This window comes from Alcaligenes sp. GCM10023179 (assembly GCF_042653705.1).
GTDB classification, from domain to species: domain Bacteria; phylum Pseudomonadota; class Gammaproteobacteria; order Burkholderiales; family Burkholderiaceae_B; genus Alcaligenes; species Alcaligenes phenolicus.
The window spans coordinates 324,056-345,494 of sequence record NZ_JBHSIQ010000002.1 but is presented as its reverse complement, the minus strand read 5'-3'; the positions used below and the strand labels follow the sequence as shown (position 1 = coordinate 345,494).

Below are 21,439 nucleotides of genomic sequence, written 5' to 3'. Positions count from 1 at the left end.
CCTTGCGGCCCTTTTTTTTTACAGCATCTTGTTGCGTTGCTGCTCGGCCCGCGAGGCCCCGATCGGCGTTTCGACTTGCTTTTGCTCTTCTGGCGGGGGCAGCACGGCAGGAAATCCCAAGGATTGAATCCACAGCTCGCGAGACCAACCCTGGGTATGGTACAGGTGATGGCCCTCATCGGGAGCGACGGCGTCATGAGCCTGTTTGAGTAAAGTCGCCAGTTTCTTGTCTCTGCTCTGCTCGCCAACCAGGCCAATCAACTGCCAATTCAGATGGTCTTTGGTTTCGGCCAGAATGACACATTCGGATGCGACCAGCTCTGCCGCTTTCGGATCCCCTGCCTGTTTGGCCAACCCCATGGCCTTGACCAGTGCAGAGGCGATCTGTTTCAGTACTTGTCGGCCGGGTGTTTGTTTGGCGGGGTCCAGTGCCAGCTCCTCAAAGATACTTTTCAGCACCTGTTGGTGTGTCAGTGTTTCTTCCAGGTAGCCTTCCCATTCTTTTTTCAGGTCCGCGTTATTGGCACAGGAAATGGCTGCTTTATAGACTTGCTCCCCACCCAATTCAGTTTCCAGGGCTTGATACAAGAGTTCATGCAGCTGTTCGGTGTTGGCTTTATGTAATGTCATTGTTCGCTCCAGTCCAGAGGTTGAGGGTTGGAACTGACACCATAAATGCTGCGGGGCGTACAGATTATGCGATTTGATGAGGAGTGATACGGGCTGTGAATGGCGTAAGGCTTGGGTAACAATATTGCCCGATCGGGTTTGAAAAGGGTTATTGGAGCTGCCCTGCAAACCGTCTGCTTGCCTGTGGTAGGATTGTGCGCTTTATCGCAGCTTCGATGCGGGCTGAGGGCCTGTGCATCGGATTTGCCACTCCATTTTTGAACGCATCGTCTCGTCCGGCTGAATCTCTTTCAGTGCCAGGCTGATGCACCGCAGCAGGGTAGTCATGACACTCCAGGGTTGGAAACGCCGCGTTTTCTACGTGGGTTTGTTCGAGTTTTTTGCCATTGTTTTTTCTTCTTTCTTGCTGGCGTACTTTGCCGGTGGGGAGGCTTCAGAGTCCGCGCCCATTGCTGTGGCGATCTCGGTGATTGCGATTGTCTGGAACTACGTGTTCAACACGGCGTTCGAACATTGGGAATCCCGCCAAGCTGTCAAAGGCCGCAGTTTGTTGCGCCGCAGTGTGCATGCCATCAGCTTTGAGGCTGGCCTGGTGATTGCTATCGTGCCTTTGTATATGTGGTGGTATCAGGTCGGCTTGCTGGAAGCCTTGCGTATGGAAGTAGCCATTCTGGTGTTCTTTCTGATTTATTCCTTTATTTTCAGCTGGACCTTTGACCGGGTATTCGGTTTGCCGGCCAGTGCGGCTTGACCCCGTCGTCCAAGAAAAAGCCGCGTAATGCGGCTTTTTTTGTTTCTGCTGGATTGGCTTTCTCACTGCACCTGAGCTTCCCGCCGCGCCTGACAGATACGGGCGTGGTGTACGTCTGCCCACTTCACCAGTTCTCGCATAGGTACCAGAAAAGACTGCCCCAATTCGGTGAGCGTGTATTCCACGCGGGGCGGTACTTCGGCGTATAAGGTCCGTTGTACAAACCCATCGGTTTCCAGCCTTTTGAGCGTACGCGAGAGCATTTGACGGGAAATATCACCGATTTCCCGACCCAGCTCATTAAAGCGCAGTGTGCCCGGTGCCAGCGATTCCAGGATCAGCAGGCTCCATTGGTCGCCAATCCGATCCAGTACATCCCGGATGGGACAGGGTTGTTCAAATTCTTCCTGAATGGGGCTGGAAGCCAATGTGGCTGCGCTTGATGAGGACATGGTGGCTTGCTTTCCTGTGTTCAATAGTCACTTCCGTGTGACCTGGTATGGCCTGCGTGACTTCTTGTGGACGGTCAAAAAACTGTCTAGCATCACGCTTAATGGTCTACTTTCTAGACCAGGTCTTTATTTGAGCACACAAGGAGCTGTTATGTCTCGTATTGCATTGATAGGTGCTTCTGGCGAAGTCGGTTCGCGCCTTTTGAAAGAACTCTCGGATCGCGGTCATACGGTGACAGCGATTGCTCGCCATACTGAAAAAATTGCCAGCCTGCCCAATGTCACCGCAGTTCAGGGCGATGTGAATGATCTGGATGGTTTGATTGCGCTATTGAAAGGGCACGATATTGCAATTAGTGCGGTTCGTTTTGCGTCGTCAGATCCTTCCAAGCTGATTACGGCGGTTCGTGCGGCCGGTGTGCCGCGTTATCTGGTGGTAGGCGGTGCCGCCAGCCTTGAAGTGGCCCCCGGTCAGCGATTGATTGATCAGCCTGCTTTCCCGGACGCTTACCGGACCGAGGCCTTGGGTGGCATTGCCTTTCTGGATCAGTTGCGTCAGGAAAAAGAACTGGATTGGACTTTCCTGTCGCCCTCGGCAGAGTTTGGCCCCGGTCAGCGCACAGGCAAATTCCGTATCGGCAAAGACAGCCTTTTGGTCTCCGACCAAGGCAGCAAGATTTCTTATGAGGATTACGCCATCGCTTTGGTGGACGAGATTGAACGTCCTGCCCATTCGCGCCAGCGCTTCACCGTAGGTTATTGAATAGGGAGTGGGACTGATGAAAGGTTTAATCCGATGGGTATCTCCAGTTTTATTAGCGGGCTCTTTCTTGTTGAGCACAAATGCAGCGTTGGCTGCCAATTCGCCGACTCGTGATGTGGCTCAGGAAGAGAGCAATCGCAAGCTGGTGGTCGATTTTTACGACAGCTTCTTTAACAAGCATCAGGTGCAGGAAGCGGCGGCGGTCGTAGCTGAGGACTATATCCAGCACAACCCGGAGGTGCCGGACGGAAAAGCGCCTTTCGTGGGGTATTTTGATGGCTATTTCAAAGAGAACCCGCAGTCTCGCGCACGGATTGTGCGTAGTGCCGCAGACGGCGATCTGGTTTATCTGCATGTGCATTCGACCAATGGCAAGGCCGATCGCGGGCACGCTGTGATGGATATTTTCCGGGTGCAAGACGGCAAGATTGTGGAGCACTGGGATGTGATTCAGGCCGTGCCCGAGCAGGCGGCCAACAGCAATACCATGTTCTAAGCTCACTATTCGGGCAACCCGTTCTTTACCACCAATAAGGCAGCAGCCTTGCGCGGCGCCGTAAGGGGGCAAGACTTTGCCCCGTTATAACGAGGACTTATGCTTACACCAAATAAAAGACCCGCCAGCCATGGCGGGTCTTTTTGATAAGGGGGGTAAGCGGAGTTCTTCTTTGGGCAACCGTTTGTGCTGTTGCTTGGTGAAGTTTCGATTGCGAGTTGTCTAAGCCGTTTGCATCTTGATCTTGGCTTCGCGAATCGGCAGATTGACGATGGCCGCCAGTACGGCCAAGACAATATCAGCCCACCACATCCAGCTGTAGTCACCAAAGCGGGTCAAGGCGATACCCCCCAGCCATGCGCCCAGAAAGCCGCCGATCTGGTGCGAGAACAAGGCCAGACCAAACAGGGTTGCCAGATAGCGCGTGCCAAACAGCTTGGCGACGATATTGGCGGTAGGGGGCACGGTAGCCAGCCAGGTCAGCCCCAGGCCGATGGCAAAGATGTAAAACACCAGATCGGTTTTAGGCATCATCAAGTACCACAGGATCAGCACGGCGCGCGAGGCATACATCAGGGCCAGCACGTACTTGCTGCGCCAGCGGGCAATGCAGGAACCGGCGGCAATACTGCCAAAGATATTGGCCAGGCCGATCAAGGCCAGCGACCAGCTTGCTACCGAAGGTGGCAGCCCGCACAAGTCAATTTCCCCCGGTAAGTGGGTGACTAGAAAAGCAATGTGAAAACCGCAGGTGAAAAAGCCCAGACTCAGCAGCAAGTAGCTGCGATCCTTCATGGCGCTTTTCAGTGTCTCGGCCAGACCGGGACCGCTGACAACAGGAGCTGGGGTGGCTGCGGCTTTTTCGGGCTTGCTGCCCGGACTTAGCTTGCGAATCAGAGGCAGGGTCAGCAGGGCGGTCAGGGCCAGAACCCAAAAGGTCGACATCCAGCCGACCCAGCCGATCAGCTTTTGCACCACGGGGGCAAAGACGAACTGCCCGAAGGAGCCGCCGGCATTGATCAGGCCCGAGGCCTGACCGCGGGCGTGATCCGGAATACGTTGGGCGGCAGCGCCAATCAAGGTGGAGAAACTGGCCGCGCCCGAACCAATATTGGCCAGCAGGCCCAGCGTCAGGGTCAGCCCTAGCCCGGTACCAATAAACGGCGTTACCGCACAGCCCAGTGCCAGAATCAGAAGGCCCGCGATCAGAACCCGGTCCGGGCCCCAGCGGTCGGAGCAGGCACCGGCAATAGGCTGGATGGCCCCCCAGGCAAGTTGGCCCACGGCCATGGCAAAGCTGATGGACATGATGCCCATGCCGGTTGCCTTATCAATGGGGCCAACGAACAGGCCAAAGGATTGGCGTATCCCCATGGTAACCATCAGGATGCCAGCAGCCGCCAAAGTCACCGTCATGACGGCGGGCTGGCGCAAGGATTGAAACATGGGGTCCCCTCTTATTATTCAGGTTTGAATTATCTGGCGAAATGTCAAAGAGGTGCAATCTCCTGCTTTTGTGAAGAGCGATGGAGCGGACAGTGTTGTAGTCCGCTGCTATCCAGTTCCAGTTCCAGTTCCAGTTCCAGTTGCGGGAGGAGGAGGTGGTGGTGGTGGTGGTGGTGGTGGTGGTGGTGGTGGTGGTGGTGGTGGTGGTGGTGGTGGTGGTGGTGGTGGTGGTGGTGGTGGTGGTGGTGGTGGTGGTGGTGGTGGTGGTGGTGGTGGTGGTGGTGGTGGTGGTGGTGGTGGTGGTGGTGGTGGTGGTGGTGGTGGTGGTGGTGGTGGTGGTGGTGGTGGTGGTGGTGGTGGTGGTGGTGGTGGTGGTGGTGGTGGTGGTGGTGGTGGTGGTGGTGGTGGTGGTGGTGGTGGTGGTGGTGGTGGTGGTGGTGGTGGTGGTGGTGGTGGTGGTGGTGGTGGTGGTGGTGGTGGTGGTGGTGGTGGTGGTGGTGGTGGTGGTGGTGGTGGTGGTGGTGGTGGTGGTGGTGGTGGTGGTGGTGGTGGTGGTGGTGGTGGTGGTGGTGGTGGTGGTGGTGGTGGTGGTGGTGGTGGTGGTGGCTGCGCGTGGCAGGAAGTGCAGGGAGCAGAACCAGGCTGTTTATTGTGGCGTTTGAGGGTTCAAGCAAGTGCGTGACAAAAAAAAGACGGGCTGACTGCGCCGTCTTTTTATACCTGCTGCCAAGTAAGATCAGCCTTTTTCCAGGCCAGCCTGTACGGGGCGAGCCCCCAGCTTGTCGATCAGAACCTGGGGATTGATACCCAGCAAATAGCCGCGTCGGCCACCATTGATGTAAATGGTGTCGAACTCCAGCAGCTCTTCCTCCAGCCATACAGGCATGGCCTTGCGAGTGGCAAAAGGCGAGGTGCCGCCAACCATATAGCCCGAATGGCGTTGGGCCACATCCGGTTTGCAGGGGGCGATCTTTTTCGCGCCGGTTTGGCGGGCCAGATTCTTGGTGGAGACCTCACGGTCGCCGTGCATCACGATGATCAGGGGCTTGGCGCTTTCATCTTCCATGATCAGGGTCTTGGCCACCCGGTGCAGGTCCAGACCCAGCTGGGCTGCCGCTTCCATGGCTCCGCCATGATCGACATAGTTGTAGCTATGCTCGGTAAAGGAAATGCCATTTTTACGTAGCCACTGTGTGGCCGGTGTTTCGCTAACGTGTTTTTCTTTAGCCATATCTTGGTAGTGCGCTTAGGCGCGTGGATGATGGGCTGCGTGCAAGGCTTTCAAGCGCTCACGTGCCACATGAGTATAAATCTGGGTCGTGGAAATGTCGGCGTGTCCCAAGAGCATTTGCACCACGCGCAAGTCGGCGCCGTGATTGAGCAAATGGGTCGCGAAAGCATGACGTAAAACGTGCGGGGACAAGGGGGCCAGAATACCGGCCTGAACCGCATATTTCTTGACGATCAACCAAAAAGACTGGCGGCTCATGCAAGTGCCGCGTCCTGTAATAAATACAAAGTCGCTGCGGCGCTGGCCCAGCAAGGCAGGGCGGGACTCCTGCATATAACGTTCGATCCAGTGCAGGGCCTCCTGTCCCAAAGGCACCAGCCTGTCCTTCCCCCCCTTGCCCTGGTCGATGCGCAGCACGCCATCGCTCAGGCTCAGGTTCTGCAAGGGCAGTTCAGTCAGTTCCGTGACGCGCAAACCGCTGGCATACAAGGTTTCCAGCATGCTGCGATCGCGCAGCCCCAAGGGATTATGTATGTCCGGGGCAGCCAGCAGGCGTTCTACCTGTTCTTCGGACAAGGTGTGCGGGACGCGTGGGGCCTGTCGGGCGCTGCTCAATTCCAGGCAGGGATCGTCCTGCCGCATACCTTCTTGCACTGTCCAGTTGTAAAAGCGACGTAAGGTGGCCAGCCTGCGATTGGCTGTGCTGGCCTTGCTCTGATCTGCCTGGCTGGCCATCCATTCCCGCAAATCCTTGGCTTCCAACTGTTCCAGCGCTTTGCCTTCGCGCTCTTGTTGAGCCCATTCCTCCAGGCGTTCCAGATCCTGCCGATACGCTTGTTGGGTGTTGGCAGACAGGCCGTCCTGCAACCAGAGCATGGTGATGAAATCGGAAATCAGACTGGCTTGCGTCATGAGGATGGAAGAGTCGTAAAGCGTGCTTTTGGCAGCCGGAATAAAGCTGGAATGCCATCATGCTATCACTCCGAGATGATGAGCTTCATTCAGCAGACGGGTAGATTTACGCTATATACCTATATATATTTCCTGATTATACTAATTCGTTACACCTGCCCTTGGAGGAGAAAACAATGTTCAAACGTGTCGTATCGGTCGCTGCCTTATCCCTGTTCTTGCAAGGCACCGCGCAAGCCGATGAATTGGTTGTGGCCGCCGCCGCCAGTCTGACCAACGCCTTCAAGGAATTGGCTGGCCAGTTTGAGGCAGAGCATCCTGGCACCAAAGTGCTGACCAGTTTTGCGGCATCGGACGTGCTGTTGCAGCAGATCGTCAATGGCGCTCCTGTGGATGTGTTTGCTTCGGCAGATCAGAAAGCCATGAACAAGGCCGAAGAGGCCAAGGCTGTGGATCCTGCTACCCGCAAGAATTTTGTGCAGAATCAGGTTGTGCTGATTGTGCCTAGCGACAACCCTGCCAAGGTTACGAACGCTGGCGATCTGGGCAAGGCGGAAGTCAAACGCGTTGCTTTGGGTAATCCGGCTGTCGTCCCTGTGGGTCGTTATACTCAGGCCGCTCTGGAGAAAGCCGGTCAGTGGGATGCGGTGAAACAGCGTGAAATTCTGGGCCAGAATGTGCGCCAGGTGCTGGATTATGTCGCTCGTGGTGAAGTGGAAGCCGGTTTCGTGTTCGCGACTGACGCGGCCATCATGAAAGACAAGGTGGAAGTGCTGGAAGTGCTCAAGACCACGGAACCTGTCACTTACCCGATCGCCTTGGTGCAGCGCGAAGGCCGTAATGACAAGGCTCAGGCTTTCCAGGATTTCGTCATGTCTGAATCCGGACAGCAAGTGCTGGCAAAATACGGTTTTGCCAAGCCTTGACAGGATTTTGATCGTCGGATGACTTCACTTTGGATTCCCCTGTGCTTATCGCTCAAGGTCGCCGGTTGGGCGACCTTGTTTGCCTGTGTGCTGGGTATAGGAGTGGCCTATGCCTTGTCGCGCTGGCAGTCGCGCTGGTGTGATCTGCTTGATTCCATCTTGACCTTGCCCATGGTTTTGCCGCCTACCGTCATCGGCTATTACCTGCTGGTCTTGCTGGGTCGGCGCAGTGCCTTTGGGCAATGGCTCTCCAGTATGGGGATTGAACTGGTCTTTACCTGGCAGGGCGCGGTGATTGCCGCCACTGTCGTGGCCTTTCCCATGATTTTGAAGGCAGCGCGTGCGGCTTTTGAGGACGTGGACCCCCGCCTGGAAAATGCGGCCAGCGTGCTGGGCCTGAAACCCCTGGCCATCTTCTTTCGTGTCAGTCTGCCTTTGGCAGCGCGTGGCATCATGGCAGGCGTTTTGCTGGCCTTTGCCCGCGCTTTGGGCGAGTTCGGCGCTACGTTGATGATCGCGGGCAGCATACCGGGGCGCACCCAAACCATGTCCATCGCCATTTACGAGGCAGTCCAGGCAGGGGAGGATCAGCAGGCATTGGTGCTGGTCGCTATTATTTCGATTACTTGTGTGCTGGTCTTGTGGAGTACCAGTGCCTTGTCACCCCGTCACGTACGCCGTAAAAGAGGGATGCAATGAGCCTGACTGTACAGATTCAACGCACCGTGGTCAGCGAGGCCCGTCATTTTGACTTGAATATCCAGATTCAAACCGAAGCCCGTCATATTGCCCTGTACGGGCCTTCGGGTTCGGGCAAGTCCTTGACGGTGCAAAGCGTGGCGGGCTTGTTGCGGCCCGACCATGGCCGCATTCAAATTGGCGATCAGGTCTATTTTGATTCTGAAAAAGGCATCAACCTGAAACCACGCGAGCGTCGGGTGGCGTACCTGTTTCAGGACTACGGCCTGTTCCCGCATCTGACGGCGGCACAGAATATTTGCTTTGGTCTGAACACGGGCTTGTTCAACCGCTCCGTGCGAGACATGCCTGCGGCTGCCCAGCGTTGGGTAGAAGCGTTTCAGCTGGAGTCGGTATTAAGCAGCTATCCCGCCCAGTTGTCTGGCGGGCAAAAGCAGCGTTGTGCCCTGGCGCGAGCCTTGGCTATTGAACCTCAGCTGCTTTTGCTGGATGAGCCTTTGGCGGCCCTGGATCAGGACTTGCGTGCGCGTTTGCGGGCTGAACTGGCTCAGTTGCAAAGCCAGATCGATATTCCCACTATCCTGATCACACACGATCCTGAGGATGCCAGGGCCCTGGCCCAAGAGGTCTATCGTATTCGCGATGGACGCATTATCGAATGCTGTACCAGCGCGGATCTGGAAGTTCTTACAGCGTAGCGATCATCACGCTGGATGCCTTGAACAGTGCATAGGCGGACTGGCCTGCTTCCAGGTGCAAGCGCTGTGTGCTGTCCAGGGTGATGCTGGCGGTGACTGTCAGGCCCTGTGGCAGTTCCAGACGTACTTCTGCATTGACGGCACCGGTAATGACATCGGTAATCGTGCCGGGCAGTTGATTGCGTGCGGACAGGGAGTTACGGGTGTCGCCCGTGCCAATCATGATCGAGGACGCTTTCAGAAAGGCCAGAACTTTCTGCCCCTCACGCAGGCCCAGGTTTTCCGTGCTTTCTCGTGTGATGGACGCGACCACGATTTGGCCCTGGCCAATATCCACATGAATTTCGTCGTTGACGGCTCCCGTTTTAATCGTGGTAACGATACCGGCCAGTTGGTTGCGAGCCGAAGTTTGCATGATCATGGTTTGGAGTAACTCCATTTGAGTCGCCACGGAAGGCATTAAACGACCAATACGGCTCATGAAGCGTTGATGCAGCCGGTCGTAGGTTTGATACAGCTCCAGCAGTTCGACGGCTTTGGGAGTCAGGGTGGCACCGCCACCACGATGACCGCCCGTACTGCGCAGCACCAGAGGTTCGCCCGCCATATTATTCATGATGTCGATGGCGTCCCAGGCCGCCTTGTAGCTGATGCCAATATGACGGGCAGCGGCAGAGATCGAACCCTGCTCGGCAATCGCTGCCAGCAAGGCCATACGGCGGGCGCTACCCCAGGTATGGTCGCCAGTGCGCAGCGACAGGCTGCCGGTTAATTCGGTATTGGGGGTGTGTGAACTAGACATGGTGATAAGTGTAAGGGCGGGAACAAACTAGGGATAGAGCGCCGGTACAATGGCCGGATCAGCGCTGCTGGCCGTTCTGTTTTCTTGCAACCTTAACTGGTTTTTTCTATGTACGACACCCCTGCTGTTTCCATGGCTCAATTGCAGGAGCTCAATAGTGCCGAGACGGTTGTCTTGACCGTGAACAAGCGCTATGCGCGCCGCCTGCTGGGACATTTGTCGGCCCGTCTGGCGGGTGCTGGCGGGACAGTTGCCGTACCGGAAATTGTGCCTTTGGGCGCGTGGCTGGCGCAGGCCAGTGATCAGCTCTGCTTTTCCGAACAATGGCAACCGGCCGCGCACCAGATGGATCGTTTCGCCGCCTTGCAGCGCTGGGAGCACAGTATCGAGCAGTGCGAGGAAGAGGGCTATTTTCTGGATGTCGGTCAGGCGGCGCGTCTGGCTTGTGAAGCCGATACCTTGCTGGATGAGTGGAATATCGAGCTGAAACCCGGCGAGGCTAGCGTGGATTTTGAACGCTTCATGCAATGGCGCTCTCACTACCGGCAAAGCCTGGAGCAGGCAGATCTGGATGATGCAAACCTGGCTGCGGAGCGTGTGCTCAAAGCGGTGTGGGCAGGCGCCTTGCACATGCGTCATCGCCATATGGTGCTGCATGGTTTTCATGAATATTCGCCACGCCTGCAAAGATTGTTGAGTGGTTTGCAGGACATGGGGGTAGAGATTCTGCAGCTGCAGCATGAAGAGGCTCCGGCGACAGAGGTGTATCGGGTGCAGGCGCAGGATACGGATACGGAATGGCGCCTGGCGGTGCAGTGGGCGCGTCGTCAATTGGACGAGGACCCGGATCGCACAGTAGCCATTGTGGCCGCGCAGCTGGAAACGCAATTGCCGTTGGTGCATCGTCTTTTGCGACAGGCCATGCACACGGATCAAGGTGCTTTGCCCTATAACGTGGCAGCAGCCCGATCCTTGGCTGAGTGGCCAGTGGTTGAAGCGGCCATGGCCTGGTTGAAGGCCTTGTTTACGCTGGCGACCAAGGGGCAGGCCGAGCCCGCCATGCTGGGCGAAGCCTTGCGTTTGGGAGCGTGTCAGGCAGAACAGTCCGAAGCAGGCGGCCGTGCCCGCATTGACAAGGCCTGGCGCGACAACCGCATTACACAAGTTAGCCGTAAAGAATTTGCCGACATGCTCAGCTTCCACACACCCGAACTGGCTCTGGCCTGGGGCAAGGCGGTGGAACGCTTCGAGTCCGTATCGGCAGGCGCTCAAGGAGTGGATACCTGGGCGTCGGTCATGCGCCAATGCCTGGAGGCTTTGGGCTTTCCGGGCACTAACCGTCTGGATAGTGCCCAGTTTCAAACTCTGGAGGCTTTGGAAGCCTTGCTGCTGCAATTGGCGCAGCAAGCGCCGGTCTTGGGTCGCATCAGTGCCTTGAAGGCACAAAGCGCTTTGGCCCGCATGGCCCGTGAAAATTTGTTCCAGCCACAACGAGACCCACGTTCCCGGCTGGACGTGCTGGGTTTTCTGGAAGCGGAAGGCGGGCGCTGGGATGCCGTATGGGTGCTGGGCCTGACCGATGATATTTTGCCTGCCGCGGTCAAACCCAATCCTTTGATTCCTGCCCAGGTGTTGCGTCGAGTCTCGGCACCTCGCAGTACGCCAGAGCGGGAGCTGGAATGGGCGCGCTGGATGCTGAGTGCCTTGCTACGCTGTGGGAATCAGGTTTTGCTAAGTGCGCCTTTGCATCAGGGCGAACAGGAGCTGAGGCCCAGTCCCTTGATTGCTCATTGGCCTGTGCTTGAAATGCCTTGGGCGGTGCAGGCAGAGCAGGCCGTCGCACAGGAAGCCTTGCTGGACGAGCAAGGCCCCAGCTTGAAACAGGAAGAGCGCATACGTGGCGGGATCAGTGTGCTGGATACCCAGGCTCGCAATCCCTTGTGGGCGTTTGTGAAGTTTCGTCTACATGGTCAGGCCTTGCCCGACTACGCCCGTGTGGGCGATATGAATACACGCGGGATGTTCCTGCACCGCGCCGTCGAATTGTTCTGGCTGCGTGTGAAGGATCAGGACAGCCTGCATGAGCTGATTGGTGAGGATTCGCTGCTGGATGTGGTGCAAGCATGTATCGAACAGGCCGCTCAGGAAGAGCTGGCCGATTATGGTCCGGTGCTGCGCAGCCTGGAAATGGAGCGGGGTCTGGCGGTCTTGAACGAGTACGCCCATCAGGAAGCCCAGCGCCCGCCGTTTGCTCTGGGGGCGACGGAGCATGAATTGAGCTGGAATCGAGGCTTGTTACGTCTGAACCTGCGTCTGGATCGCTTGGATGATCTGGCTGATGGCGAGCAATTGCTGCTGGACTACAAAACCGGCATAGGCGAGCTGCGGCCCGATAAAGACTGGCTGCGGCCCAGACCCGTGAATCTGCAATTGCCGTTTTATGCTGCTGCCTTGCAGGATCAAGGCCGTAGCGTCAGTGGTTTGGCCTTTGTACGCTTGCATGCCCGACAGGTCGGTTTAAGCGGTTTGGCCGCGCCCGGCATGGATATTGAGGGTCTGACCGAATTGGAAAGCGCCCAGCAGTGGACCGCCCAAATCGCGCAGTGGAAACAGGCGGTGGAAGGCTTGGCAGATGAGTTCCTGCAAGGGCAGGCCGCCAATCAGATCTGGAACCGCAACGATCTGCTGTATTGCGATGTTTTGCCCTTTTTACGTTTGTTCCAGGAAGACCTCCAAGACAATGGAGGAGAGGTGTAATGGTGACAGTCCCTAGCGATAGCCCCGCCCGTGCACGGGCACTGGACCCCGAGTCCTCCTTTCTGGTCCAGGCCCCAGCCGGTTCCGGCAAGACAGAGCTGCTGACCGACCGGATTCTGGCCTTGCTGGCTCGCGTGCAGCGGCCAGAAGAAATTGTGGCCATTACCTTCACCCGTAAAGCTGCGGCTGAAATGCATGCGCGTGTACTGGAGAAGTTGGCCGCTGCCAATCAGGAACGGCCTGCCGAGCCCTACCGGGTACGCAGTTGGGAACTGGCGCGTGCCGCCATGCAGCGTAATCAGGAGCAACAGTGGGATTTGCTGGCTTACCCGGCCCGTTTAAGCATCCGGACCATCGACTCCTTGTGTGCCCACCTGGTACGCGCCATGCCCTGGATTACGGGGCTGGGCGGGGTTCCGGCCATTACCGATAAGGCCCAGGAGCATTACGAAGCGGCGGCTTGGGCCACGCTGGAGATGGCGGAAAGCGTGCCCAGCGTGGCGCGTTTTCTGGAACACATGGATGTGAACCTGCTGCAGGCGCAAGCTCTGTTGGCCGGTATGTTGGCCAGCCGCGATCAGTGGTTGCCAGCGGTGGGGCAGGGCGGTGATGTGGCGCTTTTGCAAGACAGCTTGCGCGAGGTGGTGGAGCAGCAGTTGCAGCAGCTAAGCGATTCACTGCCACCCGGTTGGGCGCGAACTTTGGCGCCTTTGGCCTGCTTTGCGGCCTCGAATCTGGAAAGTGGCGATGTGCTGGCCTTGGCGGATTGGCAAGGCGATAACCTGGCCCCGGTCATGGACGATTTGCCGCGCTGGCGTGGTCTGGCAGCCTTGTTGCTGACGGATAAAGGCGATCTGCGCAAAAGCCTGACGGTGCGTAATGGCTTTCCCCCAAAAACGGCACAAAAAGAAATGCTGACCGAGTGGTTGAGCAATTGTCTGGGGGCTGAGCCCTGGATTGCTCGCCTGGCCAGTGCACGCCTTTTGCCCGAGCAATACTCCCCCCAACAGCAAGAAGTCCTGTCCAATCTGATTCAGGTCTTGTGGCTGGCTGCGGCGCAATTGAAACTTCGCTTTGCCGAGAAAGCTGAGGTCGATTTCACCGAGATTGCCCAACGTGCCTTGCAAGCCTTGGGTGATGCCGACGAGCCGGGCGAGCTGCTCTTGCGCATGGACAGGTCCATACGCCATTTGCTGGTAGACGAGTTCCAGGACACCAGCCAATCCCAGGTGCAGTTGCTGGAACGCCTGACCAGCGGCTGGGAGCCTGGCGATGGGCGCAGTCTGTTTTTGGTGGGCGACCCCATGCAGTCCATTTACCGTTTTCGCAAGGCGGAAGTGGGTTTGTTTTTGCAAGTCTGGCAAGCTCGACGCTTGGGCGAAGTAGAGCTGGAGCCACTGAATCTCAGTAATAACTTCCGTTCACATCCGCGCTTGGTGGAATGGGTTAACAAGGTGGGGGCGCAACTGTTTCCGGCTCGACCTGATCCGGATCTGGGCATGGTCACCTACGAACATTCGACCGCCTTCAAGCCCGATATTCCCGAGTGGGCGGTGCATTTTCACCCGTCCTGGCATTTCCGAGTGGCTAGGGGAGAGGATGCTGTGCCGTCGCAGCAAGCGGCTCAAGAGCGTGCAGTGCAGGAGGCGGTTCAGTGCGCAGCTCAAGCTCTGGAACGTTATCAGGACAGTGAGCATCCGGTGGCAATTCTGGTGCGAGCACGCTCGCACTTGCATGGTCTGGTGCGCAAGCTGGGCGAGCAGGGCATCCCGTGTCGAGCCGTAGAACTGGAGCCCTTGCAACAGCGTCCTGTGGTGGCTGATCTGGTGCAATTGGTCCGTGCCTTGGCGCACCCGGCTGATCGACTGGCTTGGCTGTCTGTCTTGCGCTCGCCATTGATCGGCCTGCGTTTGGAGAGCCTGCACCGCCTGTGCGCCTTGCACCCTACACAGACCTTGGCCGAGCTTACACACAATCAGGATTTTGAAGACTGGGATGCCAACGAGCGTGCTCGTCTGCTATTTGCTTGCCAGATCTTGCTGGACAAAGGCAATCGTAGTGGCTTGATGCCTTTTGCTGCCTGGGTGCAGGAATGCTGGACGCGCTTGGGCGGGCCGCAAGTCTATCCAAGCCTGGCTGATCAGGCGGATGCAGAACAAGTCTTGCGTCTGCTGGAGGAGTTATGCCCTTACGGACCGCCCGACCAGCAACAACTGCAGGCCCGTGTGGAGTCGCTGTATGCCACCCCGCAGGGCACGGGCAAGGCCGTGGAGGTGATGACAATTCACAAGTCCAAGGGGCTGGAGTTTGAAACTGTCATCTTGTTTGGCTTGCACAAGCAGTCAGCAGCCGACTCCGAGCCGTTGATTCGTCTGGAGCACAGCGCCGAGCGCCTGATTCTGGGGCCCATCAGCCATAAGGGCAGCGAGCAGCGCGATCCGGTGTCGCAGTTTCTGGCGGCGCGGGAGCGTATCCGGGCCGAGCAGGAAAGCCACCGCTTGTTATATGTGGCCCTGACGCGTGCCCGTCAGGAGCTGCATCTGTTTGCGGAATTGAGCATCACCCAGGATAAGGGCCTGCGCGAGCCGGATGGCCGCTCCTTGCTGAGCCGTGTCTGGCCGGTCCTGGATCAGCCACAGGCTCCTGTTTGGCAAGCCGAGCAGGGCGGACAGCAAGAGGAAGCCGGGCAAGGTTCCGCGGCATTGTTGCAGCGTGTGGTGAGCTTGCCGGCCGCGCCGCCCGAGCAGTTGCAGGCCGACAGCCCGCAGTATCAAAGCTGGCAGTGGTCCCTGGACACGACTCATGAAAAAGCCATTGGTACGGTTGCCCACGACTGGCTGGAAAAGCTGGGCCGTGAAGGGCTGGAGCAATGGCCGGTAGAACGCTTGCAGCAAGGCCGCGCCGTGATGCGTCGTCAACTGCTGCGTGCTGGTGTGCCAGCGACCTATCTGGATGAAGCCGCCCAATCCCTGTTTGAAGCGATTACTGCGACCGTACAGACGGAACGGGGCCGCTGGCTTCTGGGCGTCAGCCGAGCTTACCGGGAATGGTCCTTGCTGGACGTCAGTGGCCGTGTGTCGATTATTGACCTGGCCATTTCCCAGGAAGATCACTGGCTGGTGGTGGATTACAAGACCGGACGACCTGCCGAGCATGAAAGTTTGGACGATTTCAAGGCACGGATGCTGGAGCGTTATGCGCCGCAATTGCAGCGGTATTGTGAGCAGGTGCAGGCTCTGGATGGCCGGCCCGCGCAGGCTGCGCTTTATTTCCCGAGAGCCGATCTTTGGCTGCCGTATTGATGCTACACTATTGGTCGGCGGGCCCCTCCGCATGGTTCGGCGGTGAATCTGGTCAGGTCGGGAACGAAGCAGCCACAGCCGTGCAGAATCAGTGCCGGAGTCAGGCTCGCCACTTCATTTGCTTATCGGGTTATGCGCGCCCGGTCTATCTGCTTCCCTTCAGCACCGAATCCGGTACACTTTTCCTTTCGCTTATTTGTATTGATGGTTCACGCCGTCCGGAATTCGCATGACCTATCTCGTTCTGGCCCGCAAGTGGCGCCCCCGTTCCTTTGACACCTTGGTTGGTCAGGACCACGTGGTGCGCGCTCTGACGCACGCCCTGGATACCCAGCGCCTGCACCATGCCTGGCTGTTTACGGGCACACGCGGCGTGGGCAAGACCACCTTGTCGCGTATTCTGGCCAAGTCGCTGAACTGCGAAACTGGCATCACTTCCAAGCCCTGTGGCGTTTGCCGCGCTTGTACCGAGATTGATGCTGGCCGCTTTATTGATTATGTAGAGCTGGACGCCGCTTCCAACCGTGGTGTGGAAGAGATGACCCAGCTGCTGGAGCAGGCGGTCTACGCCCCCAGCTCGGGCCGTTACAAGGTCTACATGATTGACGAAGTTCACATGCTGACCGGGCACGCCTTTAACGCCATGCTCAAGACGCTGGAAGAGCCGCCAGCGCACGTCAAATTCATTCTGGCCACGACCGATCCGCAAAAGATTCCGGTCACGGTCTTGTCGCGCTGTCTGCAATTCAATTTGAAGCAGATGACAGTGCCCGCGATTGTGGGCCACCTGCAAGACATTCTGACCCAGGAAGAAATGCAGTTCGAGCTGCCTGCCTTGCGTTTGCTGGCACAGGCAGCCGATGGCTCCATGCGCGATGCCTTGTCGCTGAGCGACCAGGCCATTGCTTATAGCGCAGGCGATCTTAGCGCCCAGGCTGTACAAGCCATGCTGGGCACCATTGATCAACGCCACCTGGCGCAATTGCTGCAAGCGCTGGTCGCTTATGATGCGCAGGCCATTATGGGTGTGGCCGATGATCTGGCCTTGCGCGGCCTGTCTTATTCGGGCGCTCTGGCTGATCTGGCCACCTTGTTGTCCCGTATCGCCATCGAGCAGCGCATTCCCGGCACGATTTCTGATGATGATCCTTTGGCTGAGGCAGTGCGGCAATTAGCGCCCATGCTCTCGCCCGATCATGTGCAGTTGTTTTATTCGGTAGCGGTGCATAGCCGTCAGGAGCTGTCTTTGGCTCCGGATGAGTACGCCGGTTTTGTGATGGCGTGCTTGCGCATGCTGGCTTTGCTGCCTGAGCCTGTTTCGGCGTATGTGCCGCCAGCAGGGCCTTCGGGGTCTGATACTGCTGGTGCTGCTCAGGCTGCTCAGGCTGCTCAGGCTGCTCCCGCTCCTGCGGCAGCCCCCGCTGCCTCAGAGCTTGCGTCGGCACCGGCTACCTCTACCGCCTCTGCCGCGCCTCTACAGCAAGCTGCGCAGGGTGCGCAAACAGAGCCGAGCGCACAAACTGCACAAGCAGCGCAAACCACTCAGCCTGCGGTTAACCCACAGGCCGCGTCTCAGCAGGCACAGGCTTCTGCCCCTGCAGCCGCCCCGGTCGCTGATGTTGCCAGTGCACATGCAGCCCAAGCAGCGCCTGTCGCAGAATCCATCCCCGCTGACGACGATTTTGTCCCGGCCTGGGAAGATGCTCCCGAGCCTGCCGGTGCAGGGGCCAGCTATGACTCTTCAGAGTCTGCCCCAGCGGATGCAAGCTTTGAAGCCGGTTCCGCGACCAGTCAGCCTCAAGAAGCTGCGACTGCAGTTGCTGACAGCAGCGCTGTTGAAGCCGCCCAAGCGGCATCGACGCCGTCAGCCCAGCCAGCCGCAGAGCCCACCTCCGCATCCCAGGCTGATTCCTCTACCGACCCTGTAGCGGAATCCCCCAAAGCCCAGGGCAAGAGCAGTGCTCAGCCCCTGATGTCGTCTCAGGCTCAGGCCGCCGCCCGAGTAGAACCCGTGGCTGAAGAAGCGCCGCCAGCCGTCTCCACCCAGGACGGCCCGGAAGAGCCCGCCTGGCTGTCCGAGGGCATGGACGAAGAGTTCGAGAATTACCAACCTCTGGATATGGACGCGGCTCGTGCCGAAGAAGACGGCGATGTACCGTCTGTGTCCCTGTCTGATCGCTTCATGCCCGATACTGAACTGGGCCTGCCTGTACCGCAAAGCGGCTCGGACAGCCCGCGTACCGTCCGTCTGGGCGGCATGAAACCGGAAACCTGGCCCGAAGTGGCAACCAGCCTGCCCTTAAGTGGCTGGGCCGCTGAATTGGCCCGCCAGAGCGAATGGCTGGGCGTGAAAGGCCAGGAAATCCATCTGCGTGCCAAAATCAAGGCCACTGAAGGCAGCCAGGGCAAAGCGCGCTTGCGCACCGTTTTGTCGGAATACTTTGCCCAGTCCATTCAGTTGGTGATCGAATACGGGGATACGGGCGATGCTACCGCGCATGCCGTGGAGCAGGCCAAGCTGGCCGAGCGCCAGCGGCAGGCCGAAGAGCAGGTTGCCCAGGATCCCTTTGTCTTGAGCCTGATCCAGGACTTTGACGGCAGCGTCAAAGCCGGGTCAATCAAGGCCACTCCTTTGGTGCGGGCCGCCTGAACGGCCCCTTGTCAATTTATATCAATCAGGAAAACCAAACCATGATGAAAGGTCAGATTGCCGGCTTGATGCGCCAGGCGCAGCAAATGCAGGAAAACATGAAAAAGGCCCAGGAAGCCTTGGCCGATATCGAGGTCGAGGGCGTTTCCGGTGGTGGTCTGGTCAAGGTCATCATGAACTGCCGCCACGATGTGCGCCGTGTCTCTATCGACCCCAGCCTGCTGGAAGACGAAAAAGAGATGCTGGAAGATTTGATTGCTGCTGCCTTTAACGATGCACAGCGCAAAGCCGAGGCAACCTCGCAGGAAAAAATGGCGGGTGTTACCGCTGGCCTGCCACTGCCACCCGGTATGAAGTTCCCGTTCTAATGAACGAACCGCAGATCGCTGAGCCCGAACCGCTTCGGGCTCTGATCCAGGCTCTGCGTCGGCTACCCGGTGTGGGCGAGCGTAGCGCTCGCCGCATGGCTTACCATTTGTTGCAACACGATCTGGTAGGCGCCGACCAATTGAGCCGCGCTCTTGAACATGCCACGACGGCACTGCAGCACTGCCAGCGCTGCAATGGTTTCACTGTTCAACCTATCTGTGAAACCTGTGCCAATCCCCGCCGTGATCCGGCGTTGTTGTGTGTGGTGGAGACGCCTGCCGATCAAAACATGATCGAGGCTACGCATGGCTATCGAGGCCTTTACTATGTGCTGATGGGGCGTTTGACGCCGCTGGAAGGCATAGGCCCGGATGCCTTGCAATTTGACCGCTTGCTAGAGCGAGCCGGTGATGGCCAAGTGCAGGAAGTGATTCTAGCGACCAATTTCACCGCAGAGGGCGAAACCACCGCCCATCATCTGGCGGAAATGCTCACTAGCCAAGGTTTGAAAGTGACTCGACTGGCACGCGGTGTGCCAGCCGGGAGCGAGCTGGAGTATGTAGACCCCAGCACCATTGCCTGGGCTTTGATGGAGCGTCGCGCCACGTAATCGGGTTTGACCGCTTGGCGGACAAGGGGGGGACACCCCCCTTTGTTTTTTAGTATAAGTATCAAACCTAAATAATTAATGACCAACAACAAGAAGGGGATTGCCATGAAACTGACTCGTCGTCATGCACTCAAGCTGGTTGGAGCATCAGGTCTAGCGCTGTCATTGCCAACGCTGGGCCGTGCGCAAGAAATCGAGAAAAAAAACCTGACCATTGCCGTGGGTGGCAAGGCGCTGATCTACTATCTGCCCTTGTCCATTGCCGAGATCAATGGCTACTTTGATGACGAAGGTCTCAAAGTCAAAGTGGCGGACTTTGCCGGCGGCTCCAAAGCCCTGCAAGCCGTCGTGGGCGGTAGCGCCGATGTGGTATCGGGTGCGTTTGAGCACACCATCAACTTGCAGGCCAAAGGGCAGATGTACCGCGCCTTTGTGCAGCAGGGGCGTGCACCCGCCATTGTTTTGGCTGTGTCCAACAAGACGATGGCTGACTATAAGTCGCCAGCTGATCTGAAAGGCAAGAAAATCGGTGTGACCGCACCGGGCTCCTCGACCAATATGATGGTCAACTTCTATCTGGAACAAAACGGTCTGAAACCCTCGGACGTGGCCTTTATCGGTGTAGGCGCTGGTGCCGGTGCCGTCACCGCCATGCGTACCGGTCAGATTGATGCCATGGCCAACCTGGACCCGGTTATTGGCACCTTGCTTAAAGAAAACGAAGTCCGTGTCATTGCTGACACGCGTACGGTTGCGGATACCAAGACCATTTTTGGCGGCAACATGCCTTCGGCCTGCCTGTACGCCTCCGAAGAGTTCATTACCAAGAATCCCAATACGGCTCAGGCTTTGGCCAATGCCATTGTGCGCGCCGACAAATGGATTCAGGCCAATGATGCCGAAACCATTGCCAAGACCGTACCCGCCACCTACCTGCTCGGTGACGTGGAGCTGTACAAGCAATGTCTGGATGCCAATAAAGAAGCACTCTCGCCAGATGGTCTGGTCGATGCTGATGGCCCCGCTACCGCCTTGAATGCGCTGGCCGCTTTTGTGCCGAATCTGGACGCATCCAAGATTGATACCAGCAAGATCTTCACCAACGAATTTGCTGAAAAAGCCAACAAGAAGTATCCCAATGTCTGAGGCAGCACTTTCTTTAGATAACATCAGCTGTGTTTTTGCCTCCCGCGATGGCAAAGGTACGTACACAGCGGTTCGTGACGCCAGCCTGAACATTGCTCCAGGCGAGTTTGTGTCGGTTGTAGGCCCAACGGGCTGCGGCAAATCCACGCTCCTGAACGTAGGGGCGGGTTTGCTGAGCCCTTCGTCGGGCGAAGTGCGTGTGTTCGGTAAACCCCTGGAAGGGGTGAACGAGCGCGCTGGCTACATGTTCCAGGGCGAAGCACTCATGCCCTGGCGCAGTGCCGAATCCAACGTGATGGCCGGTCTGGAGTTTGCTGGTGTCCTGCAGGACGAGGCCCGCGCCCGTGCCCAGGAATGGCTCAAGCGAGTCGGCCTGGGTGGCTTTGGGGATCGTTATCCGCATCAGATGTCTGGCGGTATGCGCAAACGCGTCATGCTGGCCCAGACCCTGATTCGTGATCCCGACATCATTCTGATGGACGAGCCGTTTTCGGCACTGGACATTCAGACCCGCCAATTGATGGAAAACGAAGTGCTGGAGATCTGGATGGCGCAGCGTAAAGCCGTGCTGTTCATCACTCACGACCTGGACGAAGCCATTGCCATGAGCGATCGGGTGGTGGTTCTGTCGGCCGGGCCGGGTACTCATCCCATCGGCGAATTTCATGTCGATCTTCCACGCCCTCGTGACGTGGCCGAAGTACGCAACGACCCCCGCTTTGTCGAATTGCATGCGGCAATCTGGGCCGTCTTGCGTGATGAAGTTCTGAAGGGTTATGCCCAGCAAAAGCGTGCCTGA

General features: G+C 57.8%; 20 protein-coding genes and 1 other RNA gene. 15 read left to right on the top strand and 6 right to left on the bottom strand.

Annotated elements, in window-relative coordinates; all coding sequences use genetic code 11:
• Positions 1–18: 18 nt before the first annotated feature.
• Positions 19–630: a hypothetical protein gene (locus tag ACFPDR_RS10950; RefSeq protein ID WP_321289949.1), complete on the bottom strand. Its 612-nt coding sequence runs from the start codon at positions 628–630 to the stop codon at positions 19–21.
• 325 nt (positions 631–955) lie between these two features.
• Here ACFPDR_RS10950 and ACFPDR_RS10945 point away from each other — a divergent pair, with 325 nt between their 5' ends.
• A complete protein-coding gene (locus ACFPDR_RS10945; protein WP_009461311.1) occupies positions 956–1,381 on the top strand; it encodes a PACE efflux transporter in 426 nt (141 codons plus the stop codon).
• A gap of 62 nt (positions 1,382–1,443) precedes the next feature.
• Here the strand turns inward: ACFPDR_RS10945 and ACFPDR_RS10940 are convergent, their stop codons facing one another.
• The gene (locus ACFPDR_RS10940; RefSeq protein ID WP_203145041.1) at positions 1,444–1,833 is read right to left on the bottom strand and encodes a winged helix-turn-helix transcriptional regulator; all 390 of its coding nucleotides are present in this window, start codon (positions 1,831–1,833) and stop codon (positions 1,444–1,446) included.
• A 151-nt stretch (positions 1,834–1,984) separates the two neighbouring features.
• Here ACFPDR_RS10940 and ACFPDR_RS10935 point away from each other — a divergent pair, with 151 nt between their 5' ends.
• Complete coding sequence (locus ACFPDR_RS10935) at positions 1,985–2,596, top strand: NAD(P)-dependent oxidoreductase (protein ID WP_009461315.1); 612 nt, start codon at positions 1,985–1,987, stop codon at positions 2,594–2,596.
• A 16-nt stretch (positions 2,597–2,612) separates the two neighbouring features.
• Positions 2,613–3,092, top strand: a complete 480-nt coding sequence (locus ACFPDR_RS10930) for a nuclear transport factor 2 family protein (RefSeq protein WP_376911129.1) — start codon at positions 2,613–2,615, stop codon at positions 3,090–3,092.
• 222 nt (positions 3,093–3,314) lie between these two features.
• On the opposite strand, the gene ACFPDR_RS10925 is transcribed toward ACFPDR_RS10930, so the two are convergent.
• On the bottom strand, positions 3,315–4,538 hold the full coding sequence (locus ACFPDR_RS10925; RefSeq protein ID WP_376911128.1) for an MFS transporter: 1,224 nt from the start codon (positions 4,536–4,538) through the stop codon (positions 3,315–3,317).
• 140 nt (positions 4,539–4,678) lie between these two features.
• On the opposite strand from ACFPDR_RS10925, the gene ACFPDR_RS10920 reads away from it, so the two are divergent.
• Positions 4,679–5,200, top strand: coding sequence for a hypothetical protein (locus ACFPDR_RS10920; protein ID WP_376911127.1), 522 nt, complete (start codon positions 4,679–4,681; stop codon positions 5,198–5,200).
• 74 nt (positions 5,201–5,274) lie between these two features.
• On the opposite strand, the gene ybaK is transcribed toward ACFPDR_RS10920, so the two are convergent.
• Both ybaK and xerD read right to left on the bottom strand, forming a co-directional pair.
• The gene (ybaK, locus tag ACFPDR_RS10915) at positions 5,275–5,769 is read right to left on the bottom strand and encodes a Cys-tRNA(Pro) deacylase (RefSeq protein ID WP_035270993.1); all 495 of its coding nucleotides are present in this window, start codon (positions 5,767–5,769) and stop codon (positions 5,275–5,277) included.
• 15 nt (positions 5,770–5,784) lie between these two features.
• Positions 5,785–6,681 (bottom strand): site-specific tyrosine recombinase XerD, encoded by an 897-nt coding sequence (gene xerD / locus ACFPDR_RS10910; protein WP_302357151.1) that lies wholly within the window; start codon positions 6,679–6,681, stop codon positions 5,785–5,787.
• A 176-nt stretch (positions 6,682–6,857) separates the two neighbouring features.
• Here xerD and modA point away from each other — a divergent pair, with 176 nt between their 5' ends.
• Genes modA through ACFPDR_RS10895 form a run of 3 tightly spaced genes read left to right on the top strand, consistent with a single transcriptional unit; the run spans position 6,858 to position 9,004 of the window.
• Positions 6,858–7,607 carry a molybdate ABC transporter substrate-binding protein gene (modA, locus tag ACFPDR_RS10905; RefSeq protein ID WP_266108091.1) on the top strand — a complete coding sequence of 250 codons (750 nt, stop codon included), beginning with the start codon at positions 6,858–6,860 and terminating at the stop codon, positions 7,605–7,607.
• Between the two features lie 18 nt (positions 7,608–7,625).
• Positions 7,626–8,306: a molybdate ABC transporter permease subunit gene (gene modB / locus ACFPDR_RS10900; RefSeq protein WP_009461324.1), complete on the top strand. Its 681-nt coding sequence runs from the start codon at positions 7,626–7,628 to the stop codon at positions 8,304–8,306.
• Positions 8,303–9,004, top strand: coding sequence for a sulfate/molybdate ABC transporter ATP-binding protein (locus tag ACFPDR_RS10895; protein WP_035270991.1), 702 nt, complete (start codon positions 8,303–8,305; stop codon positions 9,002–9,004). The genes modB and ACFPDR_RS10895 overlap by 4 nt, the downstream gene beginning before the upstream one ends.
• On the opposite strand, the gene ACFPDR_RS10890 is transcribed toward ACFPDR_RS10895, so the two are convergent.
• Positions 8,994–9,806, bottom strand: a complete 813-nt coding sequence (locus ACFPDR_RS10890; protein WP_239055191.1) for a TOBE domain-containing protein — start codon at positions 9,804–9,806, stop codon at positions 8,994–8,996. The genes ACFPDR_RS10895 and ACFPDR_RS10890 overlap by 11 nt on opposite strands.
• A gap of 108 nt (positions 9,807–9,914) precedes the next feature.
• Between ACFPDR_RS10890 and ACFPDR_RS10885 the strand changes: the two genes are divergently transcribed.
• The 8 genes from ACFPDR_RS10885 (at position 9,915) to ACFPDR_RS10850 (ending at position 21,439) form a co-directional block, all read left to right on the top strand.
• A complete protein-coding gene (locus ACFPDR_RS10885; RefSeq protein WP_376911126.1) occupies positions 9,915–12,563 on the top strand; it encodes a hypothetical protein in 2,649 nt (882 codons plus the stop codon).
• Positions 12,563–15,865, top strand: coding sequence for a UvrD-helicase domain-containing protein (locus ACFPDR_RS10880; protein WP_376911125.1), 3,303 nt, complete (start codon positions 12,563–12,565; stop codon positions 15,863–15,865). The genes ACFPDR_RS10885 and ACFPDR_RS10880 overlap by 1 nt, the downstream gene beginning before the upstream one ends.
• Before the next feature lie 16 nt (positions 15,866–15,881).
• Positions 15,882–15,979: signal recognition particle sRNA small type (ffs, locus tag ACFPDR_RS10875), an RNA gene on the top strand.
• A 115-nt stretch (positions 15,980–16,094) separates the two neighbouring features.
• Entirely contained in the window at positions 16,095–18,515 is a 2,421-nt protein-coding gene (gene dnaX, locus ACFPDR_RS10870; protein WP_376911124.1) for a DNA polymerase III subunit gamma/tau, read from the top strand.
• Positions 18,516–18,556: 41 nt separating this feature from the next.
• Positions 18,557–18,883 carry a YbaB/EbfC family nucleoid-associated protein gene (locus tag ACFPDR_RS10865; protein WP_009463063.1) on the top strand — a complete coding sequence of 109 codons (327 nt, stop codon included), beginning with the start codon at positions 18,557–18,559 and terminating at the stop codon, positions 18,881–18,883.
• Complete coding sequence (gene recR / locus ACFPDR_RS10860) at positions 18,883–19,494, top strand: recombination mediator RecR (protein WP_003803396.1); 612 nt, start codon at positions 18,883–18,885, stop codon at positions 19,492–19,494. Before ACFPDR_RS10865 ends, recR begins: the two co-directional genes overlap by 1 nt.
• Before the next feature lie 105 nt (positions 19,495–19,599).
• A complete protein-coding gene (locus ACFPDR_RS10855; protein WP_063692448.1) occupies positions 19,600–20,640 on the top strand; it encodes an ABC transporter substrate-binding protein in 1,041 nt (346 codons plus the stop codon).
• Positions 20,633–21,439, top strand: coding sequence for an ABC transporter ATP-binding protein (locus ACFPDR_RS10850; RefSeq protein ID WP_063692414.1), 807 nt, complete (start codon positions 20,633–20,635; stop codon positions 21,437–21,439). Before ACFPDR_RS10855 ends, ACFPDR_RS10850 begins: the two co-directional genes overlap by 8 nt.